This window comes from Pseudoalteromonas agarivorans (genome assembly GCF_024518735.1).
Taxonomy (GTDB): Bacteria; Pseudomonadota; Gammaproteobacteria; order Enterobacterales; family Alteromonadaceae; genus Pseudoalteromonas; species Pseudoalteromonas atlantica.
The window spans coordinates 505945-531714 of the sequence record NZ_JANIGJ010000001.1; the positions used below are offsets into that span (position 1 = coordinate 505945).

The window sequence follows — 25770 nt, forward strand, 5'->3', positions numbered from 1 at the left end:
AGCTGGCTTTTTAGTATGTGGTAACTGGTTTATCAAGGGTTAAAGTTATTTACCAAAAATAATATCGGTAATGCCCTCAGGTGAAAGTATTTCAATCCAGTAGCCGTCAGGGTCTTTTATAAATGCTAAGCCCTTCATTGAACCATCATCTGGCTTTTTAACAAATTCTACATCGTATTTTGCAAAGCGCTCACTCGCGGCGTATACATCGGGTACGCTAATACCAATATGGCCAAAGCCTTTAGGCTCTTGGTTACCGCTGTGGTAGCCCTCAAAGCTATCGTCGTCTTCTGTACCCCAGTTATGGGTAAGCTCGATTAGTGCAGGGCGACCAAATACCCATTTAGCTTTGGTTTTATCATCACCTTGCGGCTGCTCTGGCTCGTAGCCTAAAAAGTACAGTGTAAACTTCATTTCAGGAAAGTCATACTTACCTAACAGCTTCATACCTAATACATTTTGATAAAATTCGAGCGACGGTTTGGGATCTTTAATACGCAACATAGTTTGCTGCATCACATAGCCTTTAGTGGCCTGTTCAATTTGCTCTGGCGATTCGTTATAGCTAGACATGGTAATCCTTTGTATAAATTAAGAAGCGAAAACTTAGATATAATGCTTAAGTTATCATAATCAACCATCGTCTAAATTTAAACTGCTTTAAATTACTATTGCCTATCTTATTCATACAGTTTTAATTTGTAAGCATGTACGGTTTAACTAAAGGCTATACGTAATTTTAACTACAGGGAGTAACTATGTTTTTTGATGATATGCAGGGCTTAATACGCGTACTTATTATTGGCGTGCTGGGTTATGTAGCGCTGGTGTTTTGGCTGCGTATATCGGGTAAGCGTACGCTTTCTAAATGGAACGTGTTCGACTTTATAGTCACTATTGCGCTGGGCTCTATTTTAGCCTCGGTGATTATTACAAAAAGCGTTGCGCTGCTAGAGGGCATGCTCGCGTTTGTTGTGTTAATAGGGCTGCAATATTTTATTACGTGGCTAAGTGTGCGCTCATCTAAATTTGCTTCGCTTATAAAAGCAGAGCCTACGCTATTGCTGAGTAATGGAGAATATTGCGCGGCGGCACTTAAATCGCAGCGGGTAACTAAATCAGAAATTCGCGCCGCCATTCGTGGTGCGGGTATATTAGCCATAGAAGATGTAGCCGCTGTAGTGCTAGAAACCGACGGCAGTTTTAGCGTACTAAAGCAAAATAACAGTGGGTTAAAAACCGCGCTGAGTGATGTAAGCGAGCAATAAAGTAAGGCGCTAGTACTTATACTTATATTAATTAAGTCAGGTTTAATACCTGCCTTAATTTGTTTTAAAGCCTAATTTATTTAGCGTGCTGCTCTAACAAACTAAAGGTAGGTAAACGCCACTTAAAGCGAATTGATGCCATACGTATTAAGTAGCCTGCAACAAGGCTTACAATAATGCTGATGTTGTCATCAATATTGTAATGGTGCAGTGCCAAGAATAAGCAGGCAACCAGTAACGATACACTCGCGTATAGCTCGTTATGTAGTACTAAAGGTGCTTGGCGACATATTAAATCTCGCAGTAAGCCACCAAAAACACCGGTTACAACCGCAGCCACTACACAAATACCATAGTGCAAGCCCATATTTAGCCCCACTTGGCAGCCAATAATGCTAAACGCCGCAAGCCCTAGCGCATCTAAGCGCATAAAAATGCCTTTAAATTTAACCACCCACTTAGCCAGCCACGTAGTAACAATGCCCGCTATACAGGTTAGGGCGAGTTGACCTTTGGTGGTTGGATTTGCAGCAGTATGTTTGGTTTTAGGCAAGGCAGAGTCTATGCAGTGTGGTTGTTCCCCATAAATAGACGATAACGCAGCAAAAAGACCAAACATGTGCTGCCCTTTGGATTCTTCCTTAGGGCGATTAACTCATTGTTGCTCGGTTTTTACTTAGCCCACTAGGTTACAAACCTCGCGCCGCGATTTAATCGCCCTTAGATTGAACAAATCTCAACCCACAAAAGTCAGCACGCCCTGATAGATACTCTGGGTGCTGAACCCAGGTAAGTGGGTAATTGCCAAGTAAAATATCTCGCACACTGCCACCACCAATTGCTGTTGCACTGGCAACCAGTACAACGCCAAACCAATCCATTTTCATTCTCCCTGCGCTAAGTGCGCCGGTCATGGCTTCTGCGGTAATACCAATAATATAAACAACGGTTAGTAGCATGAGATAATCACTTGAAAATTGCACGTAAAAATAAGGTGTGGATTGTATAGATAAATTAAGTAAATAACGAATGAAAAATCACACTAAAAACGCTTAATTCAGATAGAAATAACTAATAACAAAAACCAGTGTAAACAAGCTGTTAAGCTAATCGCTTCGCAAAAGTTAGCAGTCCTAGAATAAAGGACAAATGGCCGTAATTTATAAAATAAAACAGGCTATTTTATTGCTGCATTTTAAACTTCAAAGCTCGGTATTTTCCCTATACGGTTAAGGTTTTGCCAACCAATTGGTGTGTTTAAATTAACCTAATATGAATATTTGGTTGCGTGGTAGTAATTTAGGAACGTATACTAACGACTCTTAACTTAAATGGAATTTGCGTAATCGCAGCTTAATCAGCACAGGTAAATACATGAACAAAGGATTGTTAAAAGCGTGGAATGACGAAAAGGGCTTTGGTTTTATTAAATCAGACACCCTAGCGCACGACACCTTTATACACATTTCAGCGCTCAAACATATGAGCCGCAAACCTAAAGTGGGCGACACCCTTTATTTTGAAGTCGCTACACAGCCCGATGGTAAAACCAAAGCCGTAAATTGCCGGATAGAAGGCGTAGCTGCGCTTAAAGTCACGCCTAAAAAATCAAACCATCATCGGGTTGCTAAATCTAATTTTACTGATAGTTTTTTAGGCAAAGTCGCCTCAATTAGTATTATCGCTGTACTTGGCTTCATCGCAGTAAATAAATACAGCCATTATAAAAGTAACGAGCAATTTAATAACCACACTCCCGTTATTACCAACGCCGATTTAGCGACGTTTGATGAGCAATACCCACAAATTGTGATTCCAAAAAACACACAAAACTTTACCTGTGACGGCAGGCAGCACTGTAGCCAAATGACTTCCCGTGCAGAGGCGGTGTTTTTTATAAATAACTGCCCAAATACAAAAATGGATGGCGATAGAGATGGCGATCCTTGTGAGAACGATACAAGGTTTTAGCGGCTTGGGTAGTTATACGCTTTTTAGTTAAATGTTAGGTTGAAAAAATAGAATTAATTAATCGCTGTGTATAAATACAGTGAGTTAAGTTTTGTCCCATAACATTATTAAAAGGCGTTATGGGGTTAAGTAACGAAGCCTGCAAATAAATCATGTAGTTATTTGTTTTTAATAGAGTTATTAAGAATAATTATCAATAAATTATTAGATGCCGTTTTGGTGCGTTAAATAAGTTGTTCTGCCTATTCCATCATAAGGAGATGTAATGAAGTCTAGAGATCTAAAAACTATTCACGATTTAATTGTCAGTGATTATAAAATTGAACCAATCGGTAATGGAAAATTCGTTCACTCCTTTAAACCTGCCACAACAAAAACTGTGTACCAGTTTGAGGCAAACGGTACACCTGAAGTCAAAGAAGGTGAACGGTATAATATTGGCTATTATGATGACGAACATGGTAATAAAATAATAGAAACATCATGTTTATCAAAAAACACGGAAGTTAACCCTATGCTTAGTTACTTATATGCAACAAAGCTATCTGAAGGCAAGCATGAAGTTAATAAAGGAAAGAATGATGACCGTGTCAGCCATACTGCACAGGACGGCTATTATTGGGGTAAAAAGTATGCTTGGCGCGAGTTTGGTTTAGTAATATCTAAAGATGCTTTTTTTACATATTTAAAAGAAATAAATCATCCTAGAGTAGAGTGTATTACTCGAAACCCTGATATGGGGTTTAGTAATATTGGTGAGCCTTCAACTGCGTATAAAGAAGAAGGTTTAGCTGAAGCTATAAGTGCTTTAATTTCTTCTGCAGTTAAAATGACTAAAGTTCGCTTTAAGTCTCCTTTATATTCCAAGCAATTTGTAATTAAGGGTATTGAAGCAATTACTGATAAAAAATAAACATAATATGCGTTTAGAGCGGGACAAAGGACTGTTGGTTAATTCCGCTTTACTTCATATATTATGGTTTCCGAACGCAGAACCGAATTCTTTAAAAGCTTAGCGTTGATTAAAGAAGATAGTTTAGTGATTTAGGATGATGTAGTTGTTCTACAGCCTAGTTTATTACAATGTGCCTTCTGCTGATGTTTATATTAATTATTTTAAGGGCAAGTGAGTTTATGGATTGGAAGAGTGCATTGAAAATCGCGGGACCATCAGCGATAGCCGCTTGGGTTTTTGTTGAACTGATTAAAAGCTATTTATCTACTTCTGAAATTTTTAAAACGAGTATGTATTTAAATTTCACGCTCCTTATTATCATATTTTCTTTTTGTGTAATTATGGGGTGGTTATGGATACGTAGTAGTAATGAAAAAAATAAGGTAGAACCAACAGGGAAGAAGATTAAAAGGAATGAAATTTGTGATAATGAAGTAGGTAATGATTTATCAGTTGGTAGTATAGATACGAGTATTGTCGACAACAAAATTTCTAAAAACAAGTTAGAAGGCTCTATAAACATTGGTAGTAAATAATGAGTATACAAGACCAAGATAGATCATTAACTCCAATTTATTCTAAAGATATTTCTGGTAATGAAATTAAAGATAATGATATTGGTGGAGACTTAAATATTGGAAGTACGGTGGTTAAAATTCCATCATATAACATTTCAGTGGGAGCTGAGTCTCTTAAGGTATTAATAAATGAACATGAAAAATTGAAAGAAGAAAGCCCCATTTATCTTTATGTTCTTGAAGAGCTTGAAAGTAAAATTAAAGATAGCGAGTCTAGAGAAGTAATTGGGCTAGAAGACAAATTAATCAAAGCAAATAAAGCTGTTTTTCTTGATGAGGCCCTTATATCTAGTCAGAAAGCTTCAAAAATGATTTTAAGGTTTCAGAACATAAAGTCATATCAAATTATATTCAATCATGTTTTAAGCCTTATTATAACAAGGTTTCGCTCACATATAGTCCCTTTGATTAAAGATGGTGTAGACGATTTTACTATTAAAACGATGATTAATACCGTTATTGTTGAGCCCTTAAATCAAGAGGTAAGCTTAGCTGGCGGCTATATCACTACTGAGTTAATTGAAGGGATGTTGTATTTCCTTACAGAAAAGTGTCATGTGGAGTGGGTATAATGATTATTTATCATCCAGCTCACGATGTAAATCATTGTTCTTATAGAATATTGAATATCTTATATGGGGCGAAGAATAATAAAGTACATTGTGACATGCTAAAAATTGTTAGTTTTTATTATGTATATCCCCATCTATTAAAACGCATGGAAAGCTTTCCAAGACCATTAAACTATCAAGCAAAAAAAATTAGTAATATAAGTGATTCATTTGAGTTAACACCAAGCCCAAGTAGTCTGTTTTTTGAAATGCATTCAACACACGAAGCAGCAATTTTTTCATTGTATCAGAGATCTTTAATTAATATTGAACGCAATATTGTAAGTCTCGAAAAACATAACCTTCCAAATGAACTAATTCAGGAATTTAAAAAAGATAAATTTACAAAGAGTGATCTTTTTAAAATCCTTGTTGAGTGTTTACCTAAAGTTAAATTGGATGGGGATAATGGTCTTAAGGCTAAAAGTGGATTAATGGAATATAAATATGATTAGGTCAAATTTTTTTGTAGAGCGCCTAGTAATCATAAAGTCAGGAAGTAGTGTTTATGATGAAGAGTTTCACCAAGGAATAAATGTTATTAGGGGTGATCACTCTGTTGGAAAAACAACAATATTAGAGCTTTTATTTTATGTTCTTGGCGGAGAAATTAAAGACAATCAATGGCTCTACCCTGCAGATCACTGTGATGAAATATATTGTCAGATTAATATTAATGGAACTTCCTTTACAATAAAAAGAGATATTGAAAAGGGTAAAATTCCCCCAATACGAATCCAAGATGGTTCTTATGATGTTACAAGCTTAGATAATCTAGGTTGGAAAAAATTTGGCCCTAGAAGAAGTGAATCTGGTGAACGAGTTTCTTTTTCACAACAAATGTTTGATTTGTTAGGCTGGGACAATCATAAGTCTGATGATTATGCCAATTTGACAATGCACCAAATTCTTAGATTCCTATATGTAGATCAAGAAACTGGATCTACAAAAATTTTTCGTGCAGAAGATAATCCTCGTGGTGATAGTGAAGGTATACGAACTGCAATTGCTGAATTTTTATTGGGCTTAGATAATCTTGACACGCATAAATTGAGACAACAACTTATTTTGGCAGAAAGAGAATTTGATAAGGTAGCTGCTGATTTAAATGCAATGTATAAAGTATTAGGAAGTGATTCAGGTTTAACTCTTGATGTTTTAAATACACAAGTAATAAATATTTCTGATGAGATTGTATCTTTACATGATAAAGGTATTGACTTAAAAGCAACTACTGAAATTGAAGTCGATTCTGCATCTAAGTACAAGGATCTAGAAAAGAAAGTCGAACTTTTTAGCCGACAACTTCAGTCTTTAAATATTGAAATACAAGCAACAACTGGTGAAATAGTTGATTGTGAACTATTTGGAGACTCACTCGATTTTAGAAAAAAATCATTGTTAGAATCAAAATCTGCTTTTGATTGCATAGGTGCAATGAAGTACACACACTGTCCTTGCTGCTTGGAAGAGATTAATTCTTCAAATGAGGATACTTGCCATTTATGTAATGCCCCAAATAAAGCGTCTAATCATTCGAATAATTATATGCAAATTTTGACAGAGCTTGATTTTCAAATTAAAAGCAATGCGAAAGTTTTAGGTGATTACAAAAGCCATTTAGAAGGTCTAAAATCTGCACATATAATTGCAGAGTCTCACCTAAAAAATTCTCAAAGTGAGTTACAGTCAAGTTCAAAAACTGTAGATATAGAAACTCAGGGGTTGATTAAAAGATCAAAGAAGATTGGGTATTTAGAGTCTGAAATTAAAAATATTGAAAAACAAATCAAAATAATCAGCGATTTAGATAAATATAAATCTAAGAAATCCGAGCTGAATAGCACAATTACAGATCTCCGTGAAAAAATTGTAGCCGCTGCAGTCTCTAGCAAAAAGAGAAGAGATAAGGTTAACCTAGGAATCTGTAAAAATATGTTACCTATTCTTCACTCCGATTTACGAGATAATGGAAAGCCTTATGAAGAAGTTTTCGCGGCTGCGGGGAGTAATGATATTGAAATTGATTTTTCAAGAGATAGAACACTAATAGATGGAAGGGTGAAATTTTCAGGTAGCTCTAACTATATAAAAAAGAACGCTTTTTATCTTGCTGCTTTACTAGAGTCATTGTCAGATCCGCTTTACAGACTACCGAGATTTTTAATGCTGGATGCCATTGAAAATGGTGGCATGAAAGCTTTTAGAAGTCATAACTTTCAACGTTCCATCGTAGAAATGTTTAAAGATAAAAAAGACTTTCAAATAATACTTTGTACCTCAATGGCTTTAGATGATTTAAATAATGATGAATATGGTGTTGGTCCGTATTACGTGGGGAATGTAATTAATGTCTAACATTTTCACATGAAATACCCTCTAAAGACAATGGAAGACAACGGGGTCAAATCTTGACTTCATTTCACCGTGTAGCTATTCAACAGGGCTATTTGATGAGGGTGATAAAAAGTAAGAATAAATCCATTCAAAACTTACTGTGTGGGTAATAAGCGGGAAAGCTTTATTTATATTTTTGCGCATATAATGCAAGGGCGTACAACTGAGCAGAAAGCGAATCTTTCAGAGCAAATAGTTAATAAGCTGGTGGATTTGTTTCCTGATGTACCGAATATAGCTATGAATATAAGCGACTTTGAAAAAGCCACTTATTGCAATCGGGCAATGCTCTAAACATAAAACATCGGCGAATTAGCACCACTAATACACGCCGATGTTTATAACTTATTTAAGTAACTACCTAACTAAAAAGGTATTAAACCTTAGTCTGCTTTACGGTTAAGGCTAAATAAACAGATTGCTAAAAGTAATGTTGCAATCATACCCGATGCACCAGCAACGCCTGATGGTAAGAACCCATCACGCCCAGCAATAATTAAAATAGCATTTGCAAGCATTGCAACCGCGCCTGCTAGGGCTGAAAGGCCGCCAATGGCTTTGCCACCTTTAGCAATGAAAGATAGGCCAAAAACAACAGCTGCTAATCCTAATAATAATTTAGCTGCGTAGTAAATCATGAATGATAAAGACACCACACCACCAATTAAAGGTTGTGCGCCTTCTACAGTGCCTGCTACTTTGCCAAATGTTGAAAACAACGTTAGGCCAATGCTTACCTGTACTATGTTAAGTATTGCGCTAAATGTGATAGCCGACCAACCTAGTTGAGCGTTTTTAGCTTGCACCATAGTGGTACTTGCAAAGGCCACAAGCACAGTAAACAGCACGGCTTCTAGTCCCCATGCATACTGTCTTGAAAAGCTAATTTCAGCACTGTAAAGGGCAGTAAAAATAGCCTGAGTTATCGCCAACGCCAACAATAACGATGCTGTAATTAGGGTGGTGCGTTTATGTGTAAATTCCATTATGTACCTCTTATAATTTTATATTTGACGCTTTAAAAGTTGCAGTTGCAGTTGCTTTGCATACATCAAACAGATGAAAGTATTGCTGCTATAAGACAGGTAAAGCGGAGTAATTATTTCACTAAAACCAATAAAAATAATAATTAATATCAAATAGGCTAAAACTTGCGCTTTTAATGAAACTTAAATTGGCAAAGCCGCATTGAGTTAAGCTGTTAAGCCTATAAAAGCGAGGCGCCTCTTATCCTCTTTGTGAATCAACTTTTAAATTAAATGTTGGAGTGACTTCGACTAACTAAAGCGGCTGTTTATTCGAGAGGTGATTAAAACAATCGCTTAATAAAGCATTTATACCCACAAACAATGTTTATGGGTATTTTTATAAATGTTATTTATTAAGATAAAAGCCTAAAATGAGACCAATCACTTAATGCTGTAATAGTTTGCTCTGTAGGCGGGGCTACATAGATTAAACCTGCAATGGCAATTATTGATGCCAAGGTAATTAATTTATTGTCGAAGTCGGCTATTTTTAACGCGGTGCCAAAGGAGCGTTTAATGGTGACATTGCTTAAATCTACACTGTAAATTTCATCGAGTAATAAATGAATTAACCCGCCGATTAAAATAAACCCACCTGTTAACCAGGCAAAGGTGGCTGCTTGTGTGGTTGTTTGCTCGTTTAGTTGCCACGTTACTTGCGTTGTTAACAGCGCGCATAGCACTAAAAATAATAATGAGTGGCAGCTGCCTCTGTGCACAGTGATCCATTCAAAAATAGGCCTAATAATGTATTTCATAAACCCGTACACCAATAACGGCACTACGATTAGCTCTATAAAACTAATTTCGATTATTAGCTCGGTGGTTATGTAATGCAGCACCAGTAATACAGCGCTCAGTGCGAATAAGTTAAAAATAGTATTGAGCGAGGTTGAGTTATCTGAGTCTATGTCGGGTAATAAGCCGCCAATTGAGCCTAAAAACCATAACCAAAGTGCGCCGTTTAAATCAATATGGCCTGCAGTTAATAAAGTGGCCGAGCCTAAACCTGTGATGATGACTGCAGTATTAAGATGAGTATTGAAATTTGCCATTGTATCTCTTGATAGAAAAATAGGTGGGCATTTTAGCAATTGAAAACTTAATAGTTCAATTTACTTTAAAGGTAAGGCGTAAATAACTTAAGTACTTAATATTAAACGCTGCGTTATGAATGATTTTAGCCTAAATGGTTATGGATTTTGTAATAGACAAAACCCGTTGAATAAATCAACGTGGGTAACACTATTAAAACCTCTGCATCATTTGTTAATTATTAATATGTTATAGTGTTGCATTACGTGTTTGATATAGTATAACATTCACCGCATTCTAATTTCCCTTAATAGAGTTTGAATGTGAGTACACCTACAGCTGTTAATCAAACATCACCGAAAGAATCTTCACGTGTGGAACAAACACGTAATGAAGCCCTAAATACAACTCAAGCAGTTAAAAGCGAAGCCATTATTGAAGTGGACTCGTTAAGTTTTAGCATTAAAAACAACGCCATTTTAAAAAACCTAAACTTTAGCGTAGGCTCGGGCGAAATTTACGCGTTACTTGGCGGTAACGGCGCGGGTAAATCAACCACGCTAAAAACTTTGCTTGGGTTTAATAAACCCACTCAAGGCTCTGTAAAAGTAGCGGGCAAAGAGGTAACACACGCACTTGATTTTGTACGCGGCAAAACAGCATATTTGCCAGAGTCGGCAACGTTATATCCGCATTTAACTGCCCGCGAAAACGTGGCGTATTTTTTATCGCTTGCTGATATTAAAAAAACCGATGAGCAAATTAATGCTGCGTTTAACCGTGTAGCGCTACAACAAGCTGCATGGGAGCGTCCTATGCAAACGTATTCTAAAGGCATGAGGCAAAAAACCGCGATTGCACTGGCTATTTTACGCCAAGCCCCCATATTTTTACTCGATGAGCCTACATCGGGCCTTGACCCTGTTGCTATTGATGAGTTTAACCAGTTAGTGCGTGAGCTTGCATTAACCGGCGCTACTATTTTAATGGTAACGCACGATGTATACGGCGCATGCCAAGTTGCAAACCGAATTGGTTTATTAAGAGCGGGCGAGCTGGTGGGCGAATTTGACGCGCCTCAAAACGGCCGAATTGATACCGAGCAAGTCCATGCCGCGTTTGCACAAAGAGGCGCGTAATGAGCAAAAATAATTTTTCAAAGATGGTGATAGTTGCCAAAGATGAGTGGCGCTATTGGCTTCGCTCAAAACTGGCGATGACTGTTTTAGCCATTGGTTTATTACTTACGCTATCATCTGTGGTGGTTACTGCCATAACAATGCACGAACTTAGCCACACTCGTAATGAATTACAAAGTAATGCCGAGCAAAGCTTTGCTGAGCAACCCGATCGCCACCCACACAGAATGGTGCATTACGGGCATTACGCTTTTAGAACGCCAACACCACTTAGCACCCTAGATCCGGGGATTGATGCCTACACAGGTAACTCAATATTTTTAGAAGGGCATAGGCAAAATAGTGCAATGTTTGCCGAGCAGCGCCAAGGCACAGCTTTAACAAAACTTGGCAGCTTAACGCCAGCTTTTATAGTGCAAACATTAGCGCCGTTACTGCTTATTTTAATTGGTTACAGCTCTATTAGCCGTGAGCGCGAATCGCAAACGTTGTCGTATTTATTGGCGCAAGGCACCAAGGGCAGCACGCTTATTGCGGGTAAAGGGCTGGCCCTTTTGTGTGTTGTTGGGTTAATCATTGCGCCATTAGCGGTGTCGGCGTTATTTACGCTTAGCGCGGGTGAGAGCCTTTTAGCAGTTGTTAGTTTTATTGTGGGCTATGCATTGTATTTAAGCGTGTGGGTGTTAGTTGTTTTATTAGCATCGAGCGTGTTTAGTAAAAATAGTGGTAGCTTTACAGCGCTTGCGTTTGTGTGGATTTTACTGTGCATTGTTATGCCGCGCGTAGCAAGTACCAGTGCCTCTACGGCTGTGCCATCGGCCGGTAAAATAGAAACCGACTTTGCAGTAAAAGCTGAGCTTAGAAAACTAGGTGATGGCCATAACACCAACGATCCCGCCTTTAAGCAATTTAAACAATCTCTGCTTAAAAAATACAACGTAAGCAGCATTGATGAGCTACCAGTAAACTTTAGAGGGTTAGTGGCCAGTGAATCAGAGGCCAAACAAACTAAGGTATTAAACCAGTTTGCCGAGCAGCGCATGCAAAGTGAGCTTAAACAAACGCAGGTATCGCGTTACTTTGGTTGGGTATCGCCTATGGTGGCTATTCGCTCGCTGTCGATGATTGTAGTGGGTACCAGCATAGAAACCCATCATCGCTTTTTACGTGAAACCGAACAGCTGCGCTTTGATTTTGTGCAAGGGCTTAACAAAGTACACATTGAAAAGCTTGATTACCAAGTTGATATGAACCGAAACGCCAATACCGAGGCTACTAAAAAAGCACGCGTAGGATCAGAGAACTGGCAAATACTGCAAAACTTTACCTTTGATGTAGATAGCGCAGATGTTCGCGCGCAAAGAAGTGTACCTGCTTTTTTACAGTTAATACTGTGGATTGTAGTACTTGTAGGCGGTATTAAATTGGTAGGAAAACGTTTGATATGAGTTATTTAATTACACAACTTACACGAGAGTGGGGCTTTTTACTGCGTCAAAAGTACCTTGTGGTATTGCTGTTATGTAGCTTTGTTTTATCGGGCTTTGCAATATACAGCGGGCTTAGCGAAGTAAGCGCGCAGCAGCAAACAATAGAGCGTTTAAAAGCTGCAGATCAAAGCGATCGCGCTAAAGTGCAGCAAAAGCAAGACGATCCGGGCATGTTGGCTTATTACAGTTTTCATTTAACGTATTCTCAGCCATCTAACCTTGCATTTGCTGCATTAGGGGAGCGCGATATATTCCCGTGGAAACACCGTATTAATTTATTGGCCATAGAGGGGCAAATTTACGAAAGCGATGCGCAAAATGCCGAGCTGGCACAAGCCGGTAAAATTGATTTTGTATTTGTAATTAGCGCCTTAGCACCACTGGTTATTATTTTGCTGTTTCATGACTTATTTGCAAATGAGCGCACTAGCGGCAGGCACGACTTACTGGTTACTACGGCTAAATCGTACTTTGCTTTGTGGGGCGCACGTATAACGGTAAGGTTTTTAGCAGTAATAGTGTGTTTAATGCTACCATTTTTTATAGGTGCATTTATAGCTGGGGCAAGCGCGTTTGAAATTACGTATGTATCACTACTTTGTATTGCATACCTTGCATTTTGGACTGCGCTGAGTGTGTGGTGGGGAAAAAACGCAACTAGTGCCCCGCGCGTTGCCTCTGGCCTAATTGGCTTATGGGTATTATTTGCTTTTATTATTCCTATTTTAGGCGACCTTGCTATAAACAAGTCGGTGCATTCGCCTAAGGGTGGCGACATTATGCTTACTCAGCGTGAGGCGGTAAATGATGCCTGGGATTTACCTAAATCTGCCACTATGCAGCCTTTTATTAAAGAGTACCCAGCACTTGCGCCATACATTGCTATGAGCAGTGAGTTTGAGTGGAAATGGTATTACGCATTTCAGCAAATGGGCGATTTAAAAGCAGCGTCGCTTTCAAAATCATACCGAGACGCAGCCGCTAAAAAATATGATTTAGCAGGCGTTGTGTCGTGGTTTTCGCCACCGCTGTTATTGCAGCGCAGTTTAACACGAGCCGCCCAAACCGACTCAGTAGCAGCGTATGCATACGAGCTGCAAATTCGTGATTATCATCAGCAATTACGTGAGTTTTATTACCCTTGGTTATTTTATAAGGGTAACCCGCCTAAATCAGTTCTCAATAACATGCCACGCTTTGAGGCTATAGCAAAGTAATCCTTATTAGGTGCGCTAAACGCCGTTGTTTAGCGCACCTAGTAACAACACCATAATTATAAAATACTTATATTACTAACAAGGTTCACAATGAAAACCAACACAACAGGGCTTAAGCTCACCTATTTAAGTGCGTGCCTAGTAAGCTTATTTAGCAGCCAGGCTTTGGCTGCTGAGCAAAACCAGCAAACACACAGTGCTAACACAAACATTGAAAGGCTGTCTGTGGTTTCTACGCGCCAAGCTTACCAAGGTAACTTTAGCCAACTAGAAACTCCACAATCAGAGCTTAAAATTGATTTAGAAGCGCTTGAAAATGCAGGTGCAGTAAGCCTTGACCAAGCGCTTGATTTATCGGCCTCTGTTGCACGGCAAAATAACTTTGGTGGGCTTTGGAATAGTTTTTCGTTACGTGGCTTTGTAGGCGATGAAAATCTACCGAGTAACTATTTAGTAAATGGCTTTAATGCTGGACGCGGTTTTGGTGGCTCGCGTGATTTGTCGGGTATTGAGTCGGTTGAGGTTTTAAAAGGCCCGCGTGCGGCTTTATTTGGCCGTGGTGAGCCAGGTGGTACAGTCAACCTAGTTACTAAACGCCCAACGTTTGATACACAAGGTGAAATTAAGTTCTCGATAGGGAGTTTTGATACTTACCGCGCCGATGTTGATTACACCACAGCGCTTAACGACGACGTTGCAATTAGACTGGTTGGTTTTTACGAAGACGCCGAGAGCTTTAGAGACACCATAGAAACCACTAAACACGGCTTTAGCCCGTCAATAGTGTGGAATATTAACGACAGCAGCCAACTTGTTTACGAGCTTGAATACAGCGATCAAGAAGTGCCGTTTGATAGAGGCGTATTAGCCATAGATGGCGAACTTGGGCTTATTCCACAAAGCCGTTTTTTAGGTGAACCGGGCGATGGCCCAATTGAAGCCGATGTATTAGGGCATCAGTTAGAGTACATTCATGACTTTGATGATAACTGGAGCATTTTATTTGGTGCAAACTACCGTGATACCTCTATGGAAGGCTTTGCAACCGAAACCGGTTTTGGCGGCGTAGTTGATGGCGAAGTAAACCGCTTTAGGCGCTACCGCGATTTTGATGCTCAATACCATGTATTGCGTGCAGAGCTAAGCGGCAGCCTTGAGCTTGGCGGTTTTGAGCACCGTTTAATTATGGGTGTTGACGCTGATAAATTTGAAAACGATCAATTTATTTTACGTGTACGGGGCGATCAATACATTAATGTATTTAACCCTGTATACGGCGCGTATGAATTACCAACGCCTATATCTAATACCGACCGCGTAGAGATTCAAGAGTCGGTAGGGGTATTTATTCAAGACCAAATAAGCGTAACCGATAAGTTAGATATTCGTATTGGTGCCCGTTTTGATGATTACGAGCAGCGCTTAAATAACCGTTTAGCAGGCACTAATACTAAACAAACGCAGTCGCGCGTGAGCCCGCAGTTTGGTGTGGTGTATGAAGCCAGTGATTATGTATCTGTTTATGCAGCCTATGGTGAAAACTTTCGTCCGCTGTCAGGCACAGATACCAATGGCGATGGTTTTGAGCCAAACCAATCTACCTCTACTGAGCTAGGTGTAAAATTTACCCTTAACGATGGCGCGTTATTTGGTACCGTTGCTGTATTTAAAGTAGATCAAGACAACATGCTAGTAGTAGACGACCCAACAGCGTTTACTTATGCCGCCATTGGTGAAGCGCAAAGTAAGGGAATAGAAATAGACCTAACAGGTGAGCTTAGCGATAGTTTAGAAATTTGGGCGTCGTATGCGTATGTAGATGCCGGCGAGTCACTTTTAAATGTACCAGAGCATCAACTTAGCTTGCAGCTTGTTAAATCGGGCGAGTTATATGGCAATGCAATTAAATTTGGTGGCGGGCTATTATTTGTAGACGAACGCAATGGCTATTTTGGTACCGACTTTAAACTACCCAGTTATACAACCGCGCGTGTATTTGTAAATTACGATGTAACAGACGCGATTGGTGTTACGGCTGAGGTAAATAACCTGTTTGATGAAACGTATTACACAAACTCGTTTGCCGATGCATGGGTACAACCTGGTACACCGCGTAACGTTAAATTTTCTGCCTCTTATAAGTTTTAATTGGTATTTTGCGCTGTAAACGTAAAAAGGTCGCTTAGTTAAAGCGACCTTTTTTATTTGGCGTGTTTGTATTTTTCAAAAATTTTGTGGTACTGACCTGAATTTTTAAGTTTTTGTAGCTGAATATTAAAGTCATCACGTAGTCTTTTTGATTTAAATAAATAGCCATTTGGGCTTTTGCCAAACAGGGCAAAGCGATCTACAGATTGCGTTGTATCAATACCTTTAAGGGTTGAGCGATAGTAATCAAAACTTTGTTTATCCATTTGAATTACATCTACCTTGTTTGAAAAAAGCATTTTAACTTGAAGAGATTGGTCGTGAACTTCGTAATATTGCGTATTGGCTTTTGCCATTTTTGCATATTCTTCGCCTAAGTGTATGGCGGCGCTGGGCCACGAAATTAAGCTGAAATGTGTTAAATCTGCAATTTTAGTAAAGTTAAACTGTTTGCTTTTTAGGGTTATCGCTACGTTTTCGTATACATAGGCCTCATCAGAAATATACCCTTTGAGTTGGTTTCCGTTAGCGGTGTTTAAGTTTATGTCGGCTAAAATATCTATTCTGCCTTTTGCATACCCTTTAGCGCGGCGCGTATAGGGGTAATAGCGTGGCTCTATTTCATAGCCTAAAGGGGTTAATGCGGCTTTAATAATATCGATGGTTAGCCCACTGTTGGTATGTGACATTACAAAAGGCGGTAGGGTTTCGCCTAAACCTACAACTAATTTTTGTTTAGTAGGCGATGCACAGGCAAAAGAGGATACAAGCAGTGTAGTTATTATAAAAAAGTTTAACTTCATTAGGCTGTTTAAATTAACTTGGCATACTAAAAAGATAGTAACTAAGTGGTTATGTAACAAGTAAATAGCCCATTAAAGTATGATTAAATACCTTTCATGGGCAAGTATTAGGCACTAAAGGTTAAACTTGGCACCGTTTAAAAAGGTGCGTAGCCGTCTGGCGTTGTTTTTGGCGTAGTCCAACGCTCTTTTGCGTCAATATCTGTACGTTTTGAACCCGGTGCTGGTATACGGCCATTATCGCCAAAAAGCCATAACACCAGGTTTGTTCTGTCGCCACTGGTTATAGGTTTTGCCGCGTGTGGTACATTGCCTTTGTGGATCATGGCGGTGCCTGGTTTAAAGCTAAGTTGAACAACTTTTGCGTTTACTTGGTCGTAAAAATCAAGTTCTGATCCGCTAAATTCTTCCCCAAGTAAGTTTAAATTAATATTTAATGTTACTGATGATGCATCGGTATGCGGACGAATAGACGCATCTGTACTTGGGTCGTAATAAATAGAAAACCCAAATGTTTGCGTATCGTAACCTATGATCTCAGGAAACAATAAACGTGAAATAGGGCGCATGTATGTATTTAATACTTGGTTATAAAATGCCTGAAAACTAGGAGCAGCTAAATAGCCCTCTGATCGTTTGTCGAGCATGGCGCCGCGGCGGTTTAATACAATACCGTACGGTGGACGCATAGGAATGTTAGCATTCCATACTTTTTCTAGGTAACCACGTAAAACTGCTAGGCGTTCAGGATCAAAAAATTGAAATTGATACACATCAGTCGCTACTTCTTCCAGTAGTGATTTTACTAAATGCTCTTTTGATGGATCTTGCCATGCAGCATTAACGGCTTCACGTAAGTTTTTATCTAGTAATGAATCGTCAAGGGTAAAGGTGGTTGTATCTACTTCGGTTTCTTCCCACTCTTTCCAGGCTTGTGTAAGTAGTTGGTCGTTGTTGTACCAAAAATGCTGTACAGAGTGCTCACGATTTAACATGGCCTCTCTTGAAGGTAACGCTAGAGCACGAGCAAGTTGTAATTGGGTGGCAGACATAATGTGTAACTCCAGTTGTTGAATTAGGTTTTATCAATCTAGGAGTGCAATTTATTATATTTATAAAGTTAGATAAATAAGCTGTTTTAGGAAACAGTATCAAAATAATGTTTATAATTAGGGGCGGGATGAATAGAATTAGCTGTTAGCTGTTAGCTGTTAGCTGTTAGCTGTTAGCTGTTAGCTGTTAGCTGTTAGCTGTTAGCTGTAATGGAGATGGGTTTGTGTAAACCCATCAATTGTTCTAACTATAGATTTTTAATGTGTGACTCTATCGCCCCAAATTTCTTCTAGGCGGTTATCGCGTCCGCAGCGCCAGCGGTAGGTATTGTAGCGTATGGGGTTATTTTTATAATAATCCTGATGGTAGCTTTCCTTACCTTTAATTGGGTAAAAAGTGCTGGCATTAAGTATTGGCGTGAACACTGTTTGATTTGGGAACTCTGCTATTACGGCTTGTTTGGTTTGCTCTGCTATTTTGCGCTCTTGCTCGTTAGCTACAAATATGGCGCTTAAATAACTTGGGCCTTTATCGCAAAATTGGCCTTTGGCATCAAAGGGATCAATATTTACCCAAAAATGATCAAGTATGCCTTTGTAGCTTACTACATCAGGGTCGTAAGTAATTTGTACTGCTTCATAATGGCCTTGATGGTTACCATTGTAGGTCGGGTTTTTAATTTTACCGCCGGTAAAACCCGATATAACATCTTTTACGCCTTTTAGCTTTTCAAAGTCGCTTTCCATACACCAAAAACATCCACCGGCTAAAACTGCCTTCTCGGTTTTAGCTGCATGTGAAAAGGTGCTAAACAAAATTGTGGCAGATGTTAATGCAAGCGTAAGTGATTTTTTCATATAATAATCTACCTCTAGTATGAGTTTAAGTACATATTCTTAATAGTTAGACCCTTTAACTGTAAAACCTATTTCATTATTTTTAGTAGGCTAACGTGAATAGCGGAAAAAGTAATATACGTAATGGTATTTAATTAAGGCCATACGTACATTAGCTAACCTCTGTAGCACAATGTTGTATTATTAGAGTGTGTTTATTAAAGTGAAAGCATTGAGATAAAAGTAGCAGGTGTTAAATGAACCAGTTAACCGAAAAATCGATAAGTTGCCCGTATTGCGGCGAAAGCATAGAAGTATTATTAGACGCTGCAGATATTGGTGAGCAATACATAGAAGACTGCCAAGTATGTTGTAAGCCTATTTCGTTTGTTGTTTTTGAAGATGAAGACGAGTTAAAAGTAAATGTATACAGTGAAGACGATACATTTTAATCCTTCGTTACTCTATATAGTTGGCTGCACAGTGGCAGCCACTTCCGTTTATACACGGGCGCTAGCTATTATTTTGCTCTCGGGCTAGTTGGTTTGGTAACAGCTCTTCTACTATTTCGCGTGCGGGGAGTGTATAACGTGTGCCGTCAAACATTACCGAGGTAAACTCGTTTATATTAGTAATGCCTGTTAGGGTCCAGCCCTCACCACGTTTAGGGCAGTATACGGTTGTGGTAGGTTGAATTACTTTAAAATCGTCGCTCATTATTGCTCTCAATATTGGCTATAAAGATAATGCTTGTGAATACGCTATGGTAAGTTAATAATGCTTAACCATAAAGCGCTATTTTAACTCCTGTATAAAATGTTTAAAACAACTCAGCTTGAACGCGTTACATTGCGTTTAATTACCCATAAGCATGCCCCGCAGTTATTTTCTATTTTGAATCACCCGCAAGTGAGCGAATTTAACGACTATAAAACCCCCTTAAGTAAATGCCAAATTAAGCAATTAATACAAGACGATATTACCGCCTATTACGAAGGCGAAGTGATAAGAGTGGCTATTGAACATAATATAAATGGCAAACTTATGGGCACCTGCGGGCTTTATAATTTATCGCCTTGTAAAAGTAGGGCGTTTATTGGGTTTGAGCTTGATCCTATGTATTGGGATAAGGGCATTATGTTTGAGGTAATAACCGGCTTTGTTAAAACACTTAAACAGGCTATACCGCTTAATTACTTAGCGGCGCAGGTAAGTGCCCATAATGCGCGTTCGCATAACTTATTAGTTAAATTAGGCTTTAGCTTGGGTGAGCATTCTATTTGGTATAAACACATTTAGTACTGCATTAGTAATGTATTAGTGCTGCATTTACATTATACACGTTAGTAAATTTCATCATAAGAGGAACAAATGCAATATAAAAAATAGCCAATTTGGCTTATAGTTAAGCGTAAGCAAATGAATTTGTTACCCGAGTTTTTAAAACGTGTTCGCTTAACAAGGATTTTATATGCTAGAAAAACTATCTCAAGATGCCCTCGTTATTTGGGCCACTATTGACCCAATAGGGACTATGGCGCTTTTTGCTGCGCTCACTTCTCATTTAACTGATCAACAACGTCGTAAAACTGCTTTTAAAACAGTGCTATATGCAGGCGCTGTGTTACTTGGCTCTATTTTAATAGGGCAGCTTATTTTAAATGCGATGGGTATACGGCTGGTATCGTTTCAGTTAGGGGGCGGGATAATTTTATTTTTGTTTGGCCTACAAATGATATTTGGTAATGATTCAAATAAAGCTAAACAAGACCCAGGGCACGATATTGCAGTGTTTCCGCTTGCTATACCTGCTACTGCCACACCAGGGGCTATTTTAGCCGTTATATTACTTACCGATAATCACATTCACCCAATTACAACCCAGATAGGCACAGCGTTAATTACACTGGCAGTGTTAGGTGTAACCTTAATTTTGTTGTTGCTGTCGGGCAAAATTATAACGCTAATTGGTATTGGCGGAGCGTCTATATTAACGCGTGTGATGGGGATGATACTGGCAGCTTTTTCTGTAGAGCTGATAATGACGGCACTTGAAGTTAAGCAGTGGGTAACGCTAGGGCCCTGATCAATCTTAAGGTTTTTATAAAAAAGGCATGCACTGTACTTATATACAGTGCATGCTTTTTTACTTATAATCGCTTTAATTAATACTTGTTTGCTAAGGCTAAAAAACGGACTTTACAACGCAATTAACTAAAGCAACAACCATTGCTGGTGGCTTTATAGTAAAAGAACACATCATACTAAGTTGTTATTAAATGCTTAACTTAGCTAAAGAGTGGATAAGAATAAAAGTAGCCAATAAAAAGGGGGTAGTTGGCTACTTAATTTAATAATTTTACCGGTTATTGATTGCTACTTAGTGCGCTTTAGGTTTAACAAGAAGTGCGATAGCTACAACGGCGCTTAAAATACTGCATATTATAAATACGTTATGTTCACCCCCAGGTATGTACTCCATAAAAGAGGTAAAAAACTGACCGGAGAACACCGCCATTGTAAAATACGATAAGTTACGTCCGCGAACATTTTCTGGGCTTAGCTCTACGGTCATGTGGTTTAAAAGAGGAATGCTAAAACCAAAGCCAATACCAATTAATAGCGCGCCTAATACTAATATCAATGTACTTGATTGTATAAAGCAAAGGTATGATAAACCAAAGGCAAAAAATGCGATTGCTAATACATTTTTCTCACTAAGGCGTTTAGTTGCTTTAGGCATAAATCCCGCTGTAAATACCGCAATTAACGATATAAAAGCCAATAGTTGGCCTATTTCAGACTCGTTAAAATTTAGTGCGTGCAAGGTAATAGGTAAAAGCACGGTAGAGGTAAAAAATATGGTCATAGCTAGGGTTGATACTATATACACCCCTTTAAGCGTTAATGCGTTTGAATGGCTCTTTTTTATTTGTTGAGTTTGCTCTGTGTTATGGGCGTTTAATTGCTGCTTACGGGGGACAAACATGAGCAACATAGCTAAAAATACCCAAGCAATTAAATACAAAGCAAGGGGTAATCCCCAATACATTGACGCTAAAACACCGCCTAAAAATAAAAATATAACGCCACCTAGCTCTATCGCCATACCTTGTTTGGCAATCATATTCAGTCGGGCTTCGCCGCTGTACCACGTTGAAATTAATACGGTGCAACTTGCCATCACTATTGCTGTAATACCACCTAATGCAAAACGATTAATAAATACTAAGGTTGGGCCATGTAAAAAGTAAGCACATGCACCCACTAATCCGTATAAAAATAAACCTATTATAAGTAAAGGGTATGCGCCGTACTTGTCTATTAATCTTCCGGCTAGGGGGGCAAACACCACCGCACCTAAAGAAGGTAAAGTAATTAATAATACGCTGTTGCTTTGTATGCCTAAGCCATCAGCAATGGTAACTAAACCCGGCGCTAATAGGGTACCAACCATAATGGTTAAGCTGGCAATACATAGTAGAGTAAAATTACCGGCGGTTTTGAGTGAACTCATTTTCTCTCCATTAAGTTACGGGTGAATTTGTAAGCATGTTTACAGGCATTATTAATACGCAGCGCACACAGCTTTTATAAAGTGTTATAGCAAATAATAGCGATTGTTAACGCCTTCAAACATTTAATTTTTTTCATCATTTAACGTTTAAAATAAAAAGCCCAGCATATAGCTGGGCTTTGTGTGTTGTTATGGTGGGAAATTAAAACTTGTATCTAAAACCAAATGCAATCCCGTCGTCTTCTGACGCTTCCATTTGCGATTGCTGGTCTTTGTCATCACTTTCAAAGTCGCTAAAATCTTTACGGGCTTCAGCGTAGGCAATGGTGTTTTCGTCAATTAAGTAATGAACACCAATCACAGCAAACTGACGTTTGAATACATCATTAGGATCGGTATTAAAGTTAGGTTGAATAACGTAATCGTCACCGGCATCTAAAATGTTATAAGCCACAAAAGGGCGCACATCGTTATCAAAACGGTACGACATAAATGTTTCTACACCAATAGAGTCTTTAATTAAGCGCCCTAGGTTATCGGTATCGTGGTTTTCACTTTTATTTATGTTAGCGGCAACGTATAAACCTGGTTTTTCAATGCTGCCCCACATTACACCCGCACCAAAAATTAAGTCTTCAACAGTTTGTGTTGTGCCATCGCCATACGTTACATCAAATTCACCACGGTTTACGCCTGCTGTTAACGTTAGCATGTCGGTTGCGTTATAAGTTACAGAACCACCAAAGGTGTAGTTAAATTCTACTTCTTGAGCTGCACTGTCGCCAGTATTCCATAGGGCTTCACACGCTTCTTCAGAAATGTCATCAACATCACAGGTATAAAATTCGCTGTTTTTAAGTTGCGCTTGAACTGCAAAGCTAAAGTTGTTGTAGCTATTACGGTATTGAATTAATTTATCACCACGGCCAGTACCATTAACTGCACCGTCGTCTTTATTGTATGTGTAAACACCCGCTGCATTACCATCCCATACAAAGCTGTTATTGGTGCCATAAACTACGTCGTACCATGCACCCCATTGTTTACCGATGGTAATTTGCCCGTACTTTTCGTGCGAAAGGCCAGCATAACCTAAACGGTTATATAAAAACTCATCTTGAATAGATTCAAAGCGGTTATTGTAAATAATATCGCTACTACCAACAGGGTTTACACCCCATTCAACTAGCGCCAGTGCCGACCAGTCTTTTTTAAGTTGGCGAGTAAAGCCAAAGTTTATACGCGATGTACCATTTACCACTTCGGTTTGGTTTTGCGTATTAATAACGCGCACATCAAGGTAACCACCTACTTTAATAGTGTTCTTTTCATCCTTATAGAGCTCTACTGCTGAAGCAGCTGGCGCAACTACTATGCTTGTTCCTAATAGTAGGGTTACAAAGTTTTTAATCATTTGTGATGCCTTGTGTGTATTAACTTTAAAAAGTGACATTAAATTTAGAAGGCATGAAGACTAGCAAAGCCCTAATAGGCTCAAAAGTGAAAAATAATCAATGAAATTGGCGCCAAAAATGAATGAATATTCACTGGAGGTTAATGGTGTTTTTTATCTGTTAAGGGATAGGTTTTTTTTGATTGAAAACTACGTAAATAGTGCTGAAAATAGCGCAAGTAAGTGGGTTTTAAATTGAGTTTTTTTCATGTTGGATAAAAATAAAACGCTAGTGCAAAAACTCTAAAAAGCATTTTATATCATAAATATATACCCAGTTATCTGTTTTTTAAAATGCTTTGCGATAAACAATCGACTTATTAAGTTAAACGGGTTTATTAATTAAAATTTAAACCCTGATATGGCGCATAAATCGCGCTATTATTTTTAGCTAAGCGCATTTTTTTAGTTGAATAAGCATTCACTGGCTTAATCGCGTTTTTAGGCACTATTTGTTAGGCATTAATTTACGCCTTTAATGAGTGGAATAGGGCATAGTTCATACGCTTTCAACCTTAAACTTTCATAGAAAAAAAGCTATATTTAGTTTAAACTGCGCGCAATTTAAATACATCATGTCCCCTTGGAGGGTAGCGCTATTATTAGTACAGCTAACATCACCATGCAATTTGGTGCTAAACCGTTATTTGAAAACATATCTGCAAAGTTTGGCGAAGGAAACCGTTACGGTTTAATTGGTGCAAACGGCTGTGGTAAATCTACATTTATGAAAATCCTAAGTGGCGAACTAGAGCCCTCTGCAGGTAACGTAAGTACAGATCCAAATGAACGTGTGGCTAAACTAAACCAAGACCAGTTTGCTTACGAAGAATACTCTGTAATTGATACTGTCATCATGGGCCATAAAGAATTATGGGATATTAAACAAGAGCGCGATCGCATTTACTCATTACCAGAGATGAGTGAAGAAGACGGCATGAAAGTAGCCGATTTAGAAACTGAGTTTGCCGAAATGGACGGCTATTCAGCTGAGTCTAAAGCGGGTGAGCTTTTATTAGGGGTAGGTATTTCGACAGAGCAGCATTACGGCCCTATGTCTGAAATAGCACCCGGTTTTAAACTACGTGTGTTACTTGCCCAAGTGCTGTTTTCTGACCCTGATATTATGCTACTTGATGAGCCAACCAATAACTTGGACATTTACACCATTAAATGGTTGGAAGATGTGCTTAATCAACGCGACTGCACCATGATCATCATCTCGCATGACCGCCACTTTTTAAACTCAGTATGTACGCACATGGCCGATATTGATTACGGCGAACTTCGTATTTACCCAGGTAACTACGATGAGTACATGTTTGCAGCAACACAAGCACGTGAGCGCCTATTAAGTGAAAACGCGAAAAAGAAAAGTCAAATTGCTGAACTACAACAGTTTGTATCGCGCTTTTCTGCAAACGCATCAAAGGCTAAACAAGCAACGTCACGCGCTAAACGTATTGATAAAATTCAGCTAGAAGAAGTAAAAGCCTCTTCTCGCCAATCGCCGTTTATTCGCTTTGAGCAAGAAAAACAGCTATTTCGTAATGCATTAGAAATGACCAACCTAAGCCAAGGTTTTGAAGACAATACGTTGTTTTCAAATTTAGAAGGCTTAGTAGAAGTAGGCGAGCGCATTGCTATTATCGGTGAAAACGGTGTAGGTAAAACAACATTACTTAATACTCTTGCTGGGCGTTTAGCACCTAAGTCGGGCGAGTTTAAGTGGTCTGAAAATGCCAATATTGGTTACTACGCGCAAGATCATGCTGACGAGTTTGAAAAAGACATGAACTTGTTTGAGTGGATGGAGCAATGGCAACAAGAAGGCGACGACGAGCAAGTGGTTCGTGGCTTTTTAGGACGCATGTTGTTTTCGCAAAACGATATTAAAAAGTCTGTAAAGGTTATTTCAGGTGGTGAACAAGGCCGTATGTTATTTGGTAAAATTATGATGCATAAACCAAATATACTGTTAATGGATGAGCCAACAAACCACATGGATATGGAGTCTATCGAGGCGTTAAACCTTGCATTAGAAGCGTACGAAGGCACATTATTGTTTGTATCGCACGATCGCCAGTTTGTATCATCGGTTGCCACCCGTATTTGGGAGATAAAAGACGGCCAGGTGATTGACTTTAGAGGCAACTACAGCGAATACCTAGCAAGCAAAGAAGTATAAGCACTTTGTAACTGCAACCCTTTAAAAGCCATGTTTAAACGTGGCTTTTTTTGTTTTTGTGAGTCGCAATTAAACTTGGTTTG

The 25770-nt window shown here is 38.8% G+C and carries 26 protein-coding genes; 15 read left to right on the forward strand and 11 right to left on the reverse strand.

Annotation, left to right across the window (positions count from 1 at the left end):
- Positions 1-45: 45 nt before the first annotated feature.
- Positions 46-573 (reverse strand): lactoylglutathione lyase, encoded by a 528-nt coding sequence (gloA, locus tag NQT65_RS02215; RefSeq protein WP_024033580.1) that lies wholly within the window; start codon positions 571-573, stop codon positions 46-48.
- Positions 574-758: 185 nt separating this feature from the next.
- Here gloA and NQT65_RS02220 point away from each other — a divergent pair, with 185 nt between their 5' ends.
- Positions 759-1268 carry a DUF421 domain-containing protein gene (locus NQT65_RS02220; RefSeq protein ID WP_256850384.1) on the forward strand — a complete coding sequence of 170 codons (510 nt, stop codon included), beginning with the start codon at positions 759-761 and terminating at the stop codon, positions 1266-1268.
- 76 nt (positions 1269-1344) lie between these two features.
- Here NQT65_RS02220 and NQT65_RS02225 read toward each other — a convergent pair whose 3' ends face one another.
- Positions 1345-1887: a trimeric intracellular cation channel family protein gene (locus NQT65_RS02225; protein WP_256850385.1), complete on the reverse strand. Its 543-nt coding sequence runs from the start codon at positions 1885-1887 to the stop codon at positions 1345-1347.
- Between the two features lie 91 nt (positions 1888-1978).
- Positions 1979-2227: a trimeric intracellular cation channel family protein gene (locus tag NQT65_RS02230; RefSeq protein ID WP_438269812.1), complete on the reverse strand. Its 249-nt coding sequence runs from the start codon at positions 2225-2227 to the stop codon at positions 1979-1981.
- Positions 2228-2642: 415 nt separating this feature from the next.
- Between NQT65_RS02230 and NQT65_RS02235 the strand changes: the two genes are divergently transcribed.
- The 6 genes from NQT65_RS02235 to NQT65_RS02260 all read left to right on the forward strand — a co-directional run bounded on the left by NQT65_RS02235 (position 2643) and on the right by NQT65_RS02260 (position 7741).
- On the forward strand, positions 2643-3239 hold the full coding sequence (locus tag NQT65_RS02235; RefSeq protein WP_256850386.1) for a cold shock domain-containing protein: 597 nt from the start codon (positions 2643-2645) through the stop codon (positions 3237-3239).
- Between the two features lie 265 nt (positions 3240-3504).
- Positions 3505-4152 carry a hypothetical protein gene (locus NQT65_RS02240; protein WP_256850387.1) on the forward strand — a complete coding sequence of 216 codons (648 nt, stop codon included), beginning with the start codon at positions 3505-3507 and terminating at the stop codon, positions 4150-4152.
- Between the two features lie 221 nt (positions 4153-4373).
- Positions 4374-4730: a hypothetical protein gene (locus tag NQT65_RS02245; protein WP_256850388.1), complete on the forward strand. Its 357-nt coding sequence runs from the start codon at positions 4374-4376 to the stop codon at positions 4728-4730.
- Positions 4730-5344 (forward strand): ABC-three component system protein, encoded by a 615-nt coding sequence (locus NQT65_RS02250; protein ID WP_256850389.1) that lies wholly within the window; start codon positions 4730-4732, stop codon positions 5342-5344. The genes NQT65_RS02245 and NQT65_RS02250 overlap by 1 nt, the downstream gene beginning before the upstream one ends.
- A complete protein-coding gene (locus NQT65_RS02255; protein ID WP_256850390.1) occupies positions 5344-5838 on the forward strand; it encodes an ABC-three component system middle component 5 in 495 nt (164 codons plus the stop codon). Before NQT65_RS02250 ends, NQT65_RS02255 begins: the two co-directional genes overlap by 1 nt.
- Complete coding sequence (locus NQT65_RS02260; RefSeq protein ID WP_256850391.1) at positions 5831-7741, forward strand: SMC family protein; 1911 nt, start codon at positions 5831-5833, stop codon at positions 7739-7741. The genes NQT65_RS02255 and NQT65_RS02260 overlap by 8 nt, the downstream gene beginning before the upstream one ends.
- Before the next feature lie 422 nt (positions 7742-8163).
- On the opposite strand, the gene NQT65_RS02265 is transcribed toward NQT65_RS02260, so the two are convergent.
- The gene (locus tag NQT65_RS02265) at positions 8164-8766 is read right to left on the reverse strand and encodes a thiamine biosynthesis protein ThiC (protein ID WP_256850392.1); all 603 of its coding nucleotides are present in this window, start codon (positions 8764-8766) and stop codon (positions 8164-8166) included.
- A gap of 395 nt (positions 8767-9161) precedes the next feature.
- Positions 9162-9863 (reverse strand): metal-dependent hydrolase, encoded by a 702-nt coding sequence (locus NQT65_RS02270; protein ID WP_024033592.1) that lies wholly within the window; start codon positions 9861-9863, stop codon positions 9162-9164.
- Between the two features lie 303 nt (positions 9864-10166).
- Here NQT65_RS02270 and NQT65_RS02275 point away from each other — a divergent pair, with 303 nt between their 5' ends.
- From NQT65_RS02275 to NQT65_RS02290, 4 genes are all read left to right on the forward strand, one after another.
- On the forward strand, positions 10167-10982 hold the full coding sequence (locus NQT65_RS02275) for an ABC transporter ATP-binding protein (RefSeq protein ID WP_256850393.1): 816 nt from the start codon (positions 10167-10169) through the stop codon (positions 10980-10982).
- Positions 10982-12430, forward strand: coding sequence for an ABC transporter permease (locus NQT65_RS02280; protein ID WP_256850394.1), 1449 nt, complete (start codon positions 10982-10984; stop codon positions 12428-12430). The genes NQT65_RS02275 and NQT65_RS02280 overlap by 1 nt, the downstream gene beginning before the upstream one ends.
- Entirely contained in the window at positions 12427-13689 is a 1263-nt protein-coding gene (locus NQT65_RS02285) for a DUF3526 domain-containing protein (protein WP_256850395.1), read from the forward strand. Before NQT65_RS02280 ends, NQT65_RS02285 begins: the two co-directional genes overlap by 4 nt.
- 90 nt (positions 13690-13779) lie before the next feature.
- A complete protein-coding gene (locus NQT65_RS02290; RefSeq protein ID WP_256850396.1) occupies positions 13780-15837 on the forward strand; it encodes a TonB-dependent siderophore receptor in 2058 nt (685 codons plus the stop codon).
- Positions 15838-15890: 53 nt separating this feature from the next.
- Here NQT65_RS02290 and NQT65_RS02295 read toward each other — a convergent pair whose 3' ends face one another.
- The 3 genes from NQT65_RS02295 to msrA form a co-directional block, all read right to left on the reverse strand.
- Positions 15891-16640 (reverse strand): substrate-binding periplasmic protein, encoded by a 750-nt coding sequence (locus NQT65_RS02295; protein WP_256850397.1) that lies wholly within the window; start codon positions 16638-16640, stop codon positions 15891-15893.
- Positions 16641-16777: 137 nt separating this feature from the next.
- The gene (locus tag NQT65_RS02300; RefSeq protein ID WP_256850398.1) at positions 16778-17692 is read right to left on the reverse strand and encodes a 2OG-Fe(II) oxygenase family protein; all 915 of its coding nucleotides are present in this window, start codon (positions 17690-17692) and stop codon (positions 16778-16780) included.
- A gap of 258 nt (positions 17693-17950) precedes the next feature.
- Positions 17951-18550, reverse strand: coding sequence for a peptide-methionine (S)-S-oxide reductase MsrA (gene msrA / locus NQT65_RS02305; RefSeq protein WP_256850399.1), 600 nt, complete (start codon positions 18548-18550; stop codon positions 17951-17953).
- Positions 18551-18786: 236 nt separating this feature from the next.
- Between msrA and NQT65_RS02310 the strand changes: the two genes are divergently transcribed.
- Positions 18787-18981 (forward strand): CPXCG motif-containing cysteine-rich protein, encoded by a 195-nt coding sequence (locus tag NQT65_RS02310; RefSeq protein ID WP_004586615.1) that lies wholly within the window; start codon positions 18787-18789, stop codon positions 18979-18981.
- A gap of 61 nt (positions 18982-19042) precedes the next feature.
- Here NQT65_RS02310 and NQT65_RS02315 read toward each other — a convergent pair whose 3' ends face one another.
- Entirely contained in the window at positions 19043-19246 is a 204-nt protein-coding gene (locus tag NQT65_RS02315) for a hypothetical protein (protein ID WP_004586614.1), read from the reverse strand.
- A 99-nt stretch (positions 19247-19345) separates the two neighbouring features.
- On the opposite strand from NQT65_RS02315, the gene NQT65_RS02320 reads away from it, so the two are divergent.
- Together NQT65_RS02320 and NQT65_RS02325 are read left to right on the forward strand one after the other, a co-directional pair.
- Positions 19346-19828, forward strand: a complete 483-nt coding sequence (locus NQT65_RS02320) for a GNAT family N-acetyltransferase (RefSeq protein ID WP_256850400.1) — start codon at positions 19346-19348, stop codon at positions 19826-19828.
- Between the two features lie 172 nt (positions 19829-20000).
- Entirely contained in the window at positions 20001-20615 is a 615-nt protein-coding gene (locus NQT65_RS02325; RefSeq protein WP_126007082.1) for a MarC family protein, read from the forward strand.
- A 294-nt stretch (positions 20616-20909) separates the two neighbouring features.
- Here NQT65_RS02325 and NQT65_RS02330 read toward each other — a convergent pair whose 3' ends face one another.
- Entirely contained in the window at positions 20910-22046 is a 1137-nt protein-coding gene (locus tag NQT65_RS02330) for an MFS transporter (protein WP_138685696.1), read from the reverse strand.
- Positions 22047-22248: 202 nt separating this feature from the next.
- Positions 22249-23460, reverse strand: a complete 1212-nt coding sequence (locus NQT65_RS02335; protein ID WP_256850401.1) for a porin — start codon at positions 23458-23460, stop codon at positions 22249-22251.
- 637 nt (positions 23461-24097) lie between these two features.
- Between NQT65_RS02335 and NQT65_RS02340 the strand changes: the two genes are divergently transcribed.
- Positions 24098-25687, forward strand: coding sequence for an ABC-F family ATPase (locus tag NQT65_RS02340; protein ID WP_083901794.1), 1590 nt, complete (start codon positions 24098-24100; stop codon positions 25685-25687).
- The last annotated feature ends 83 nt before the right edge of the window (positions 25688-25770 follow it).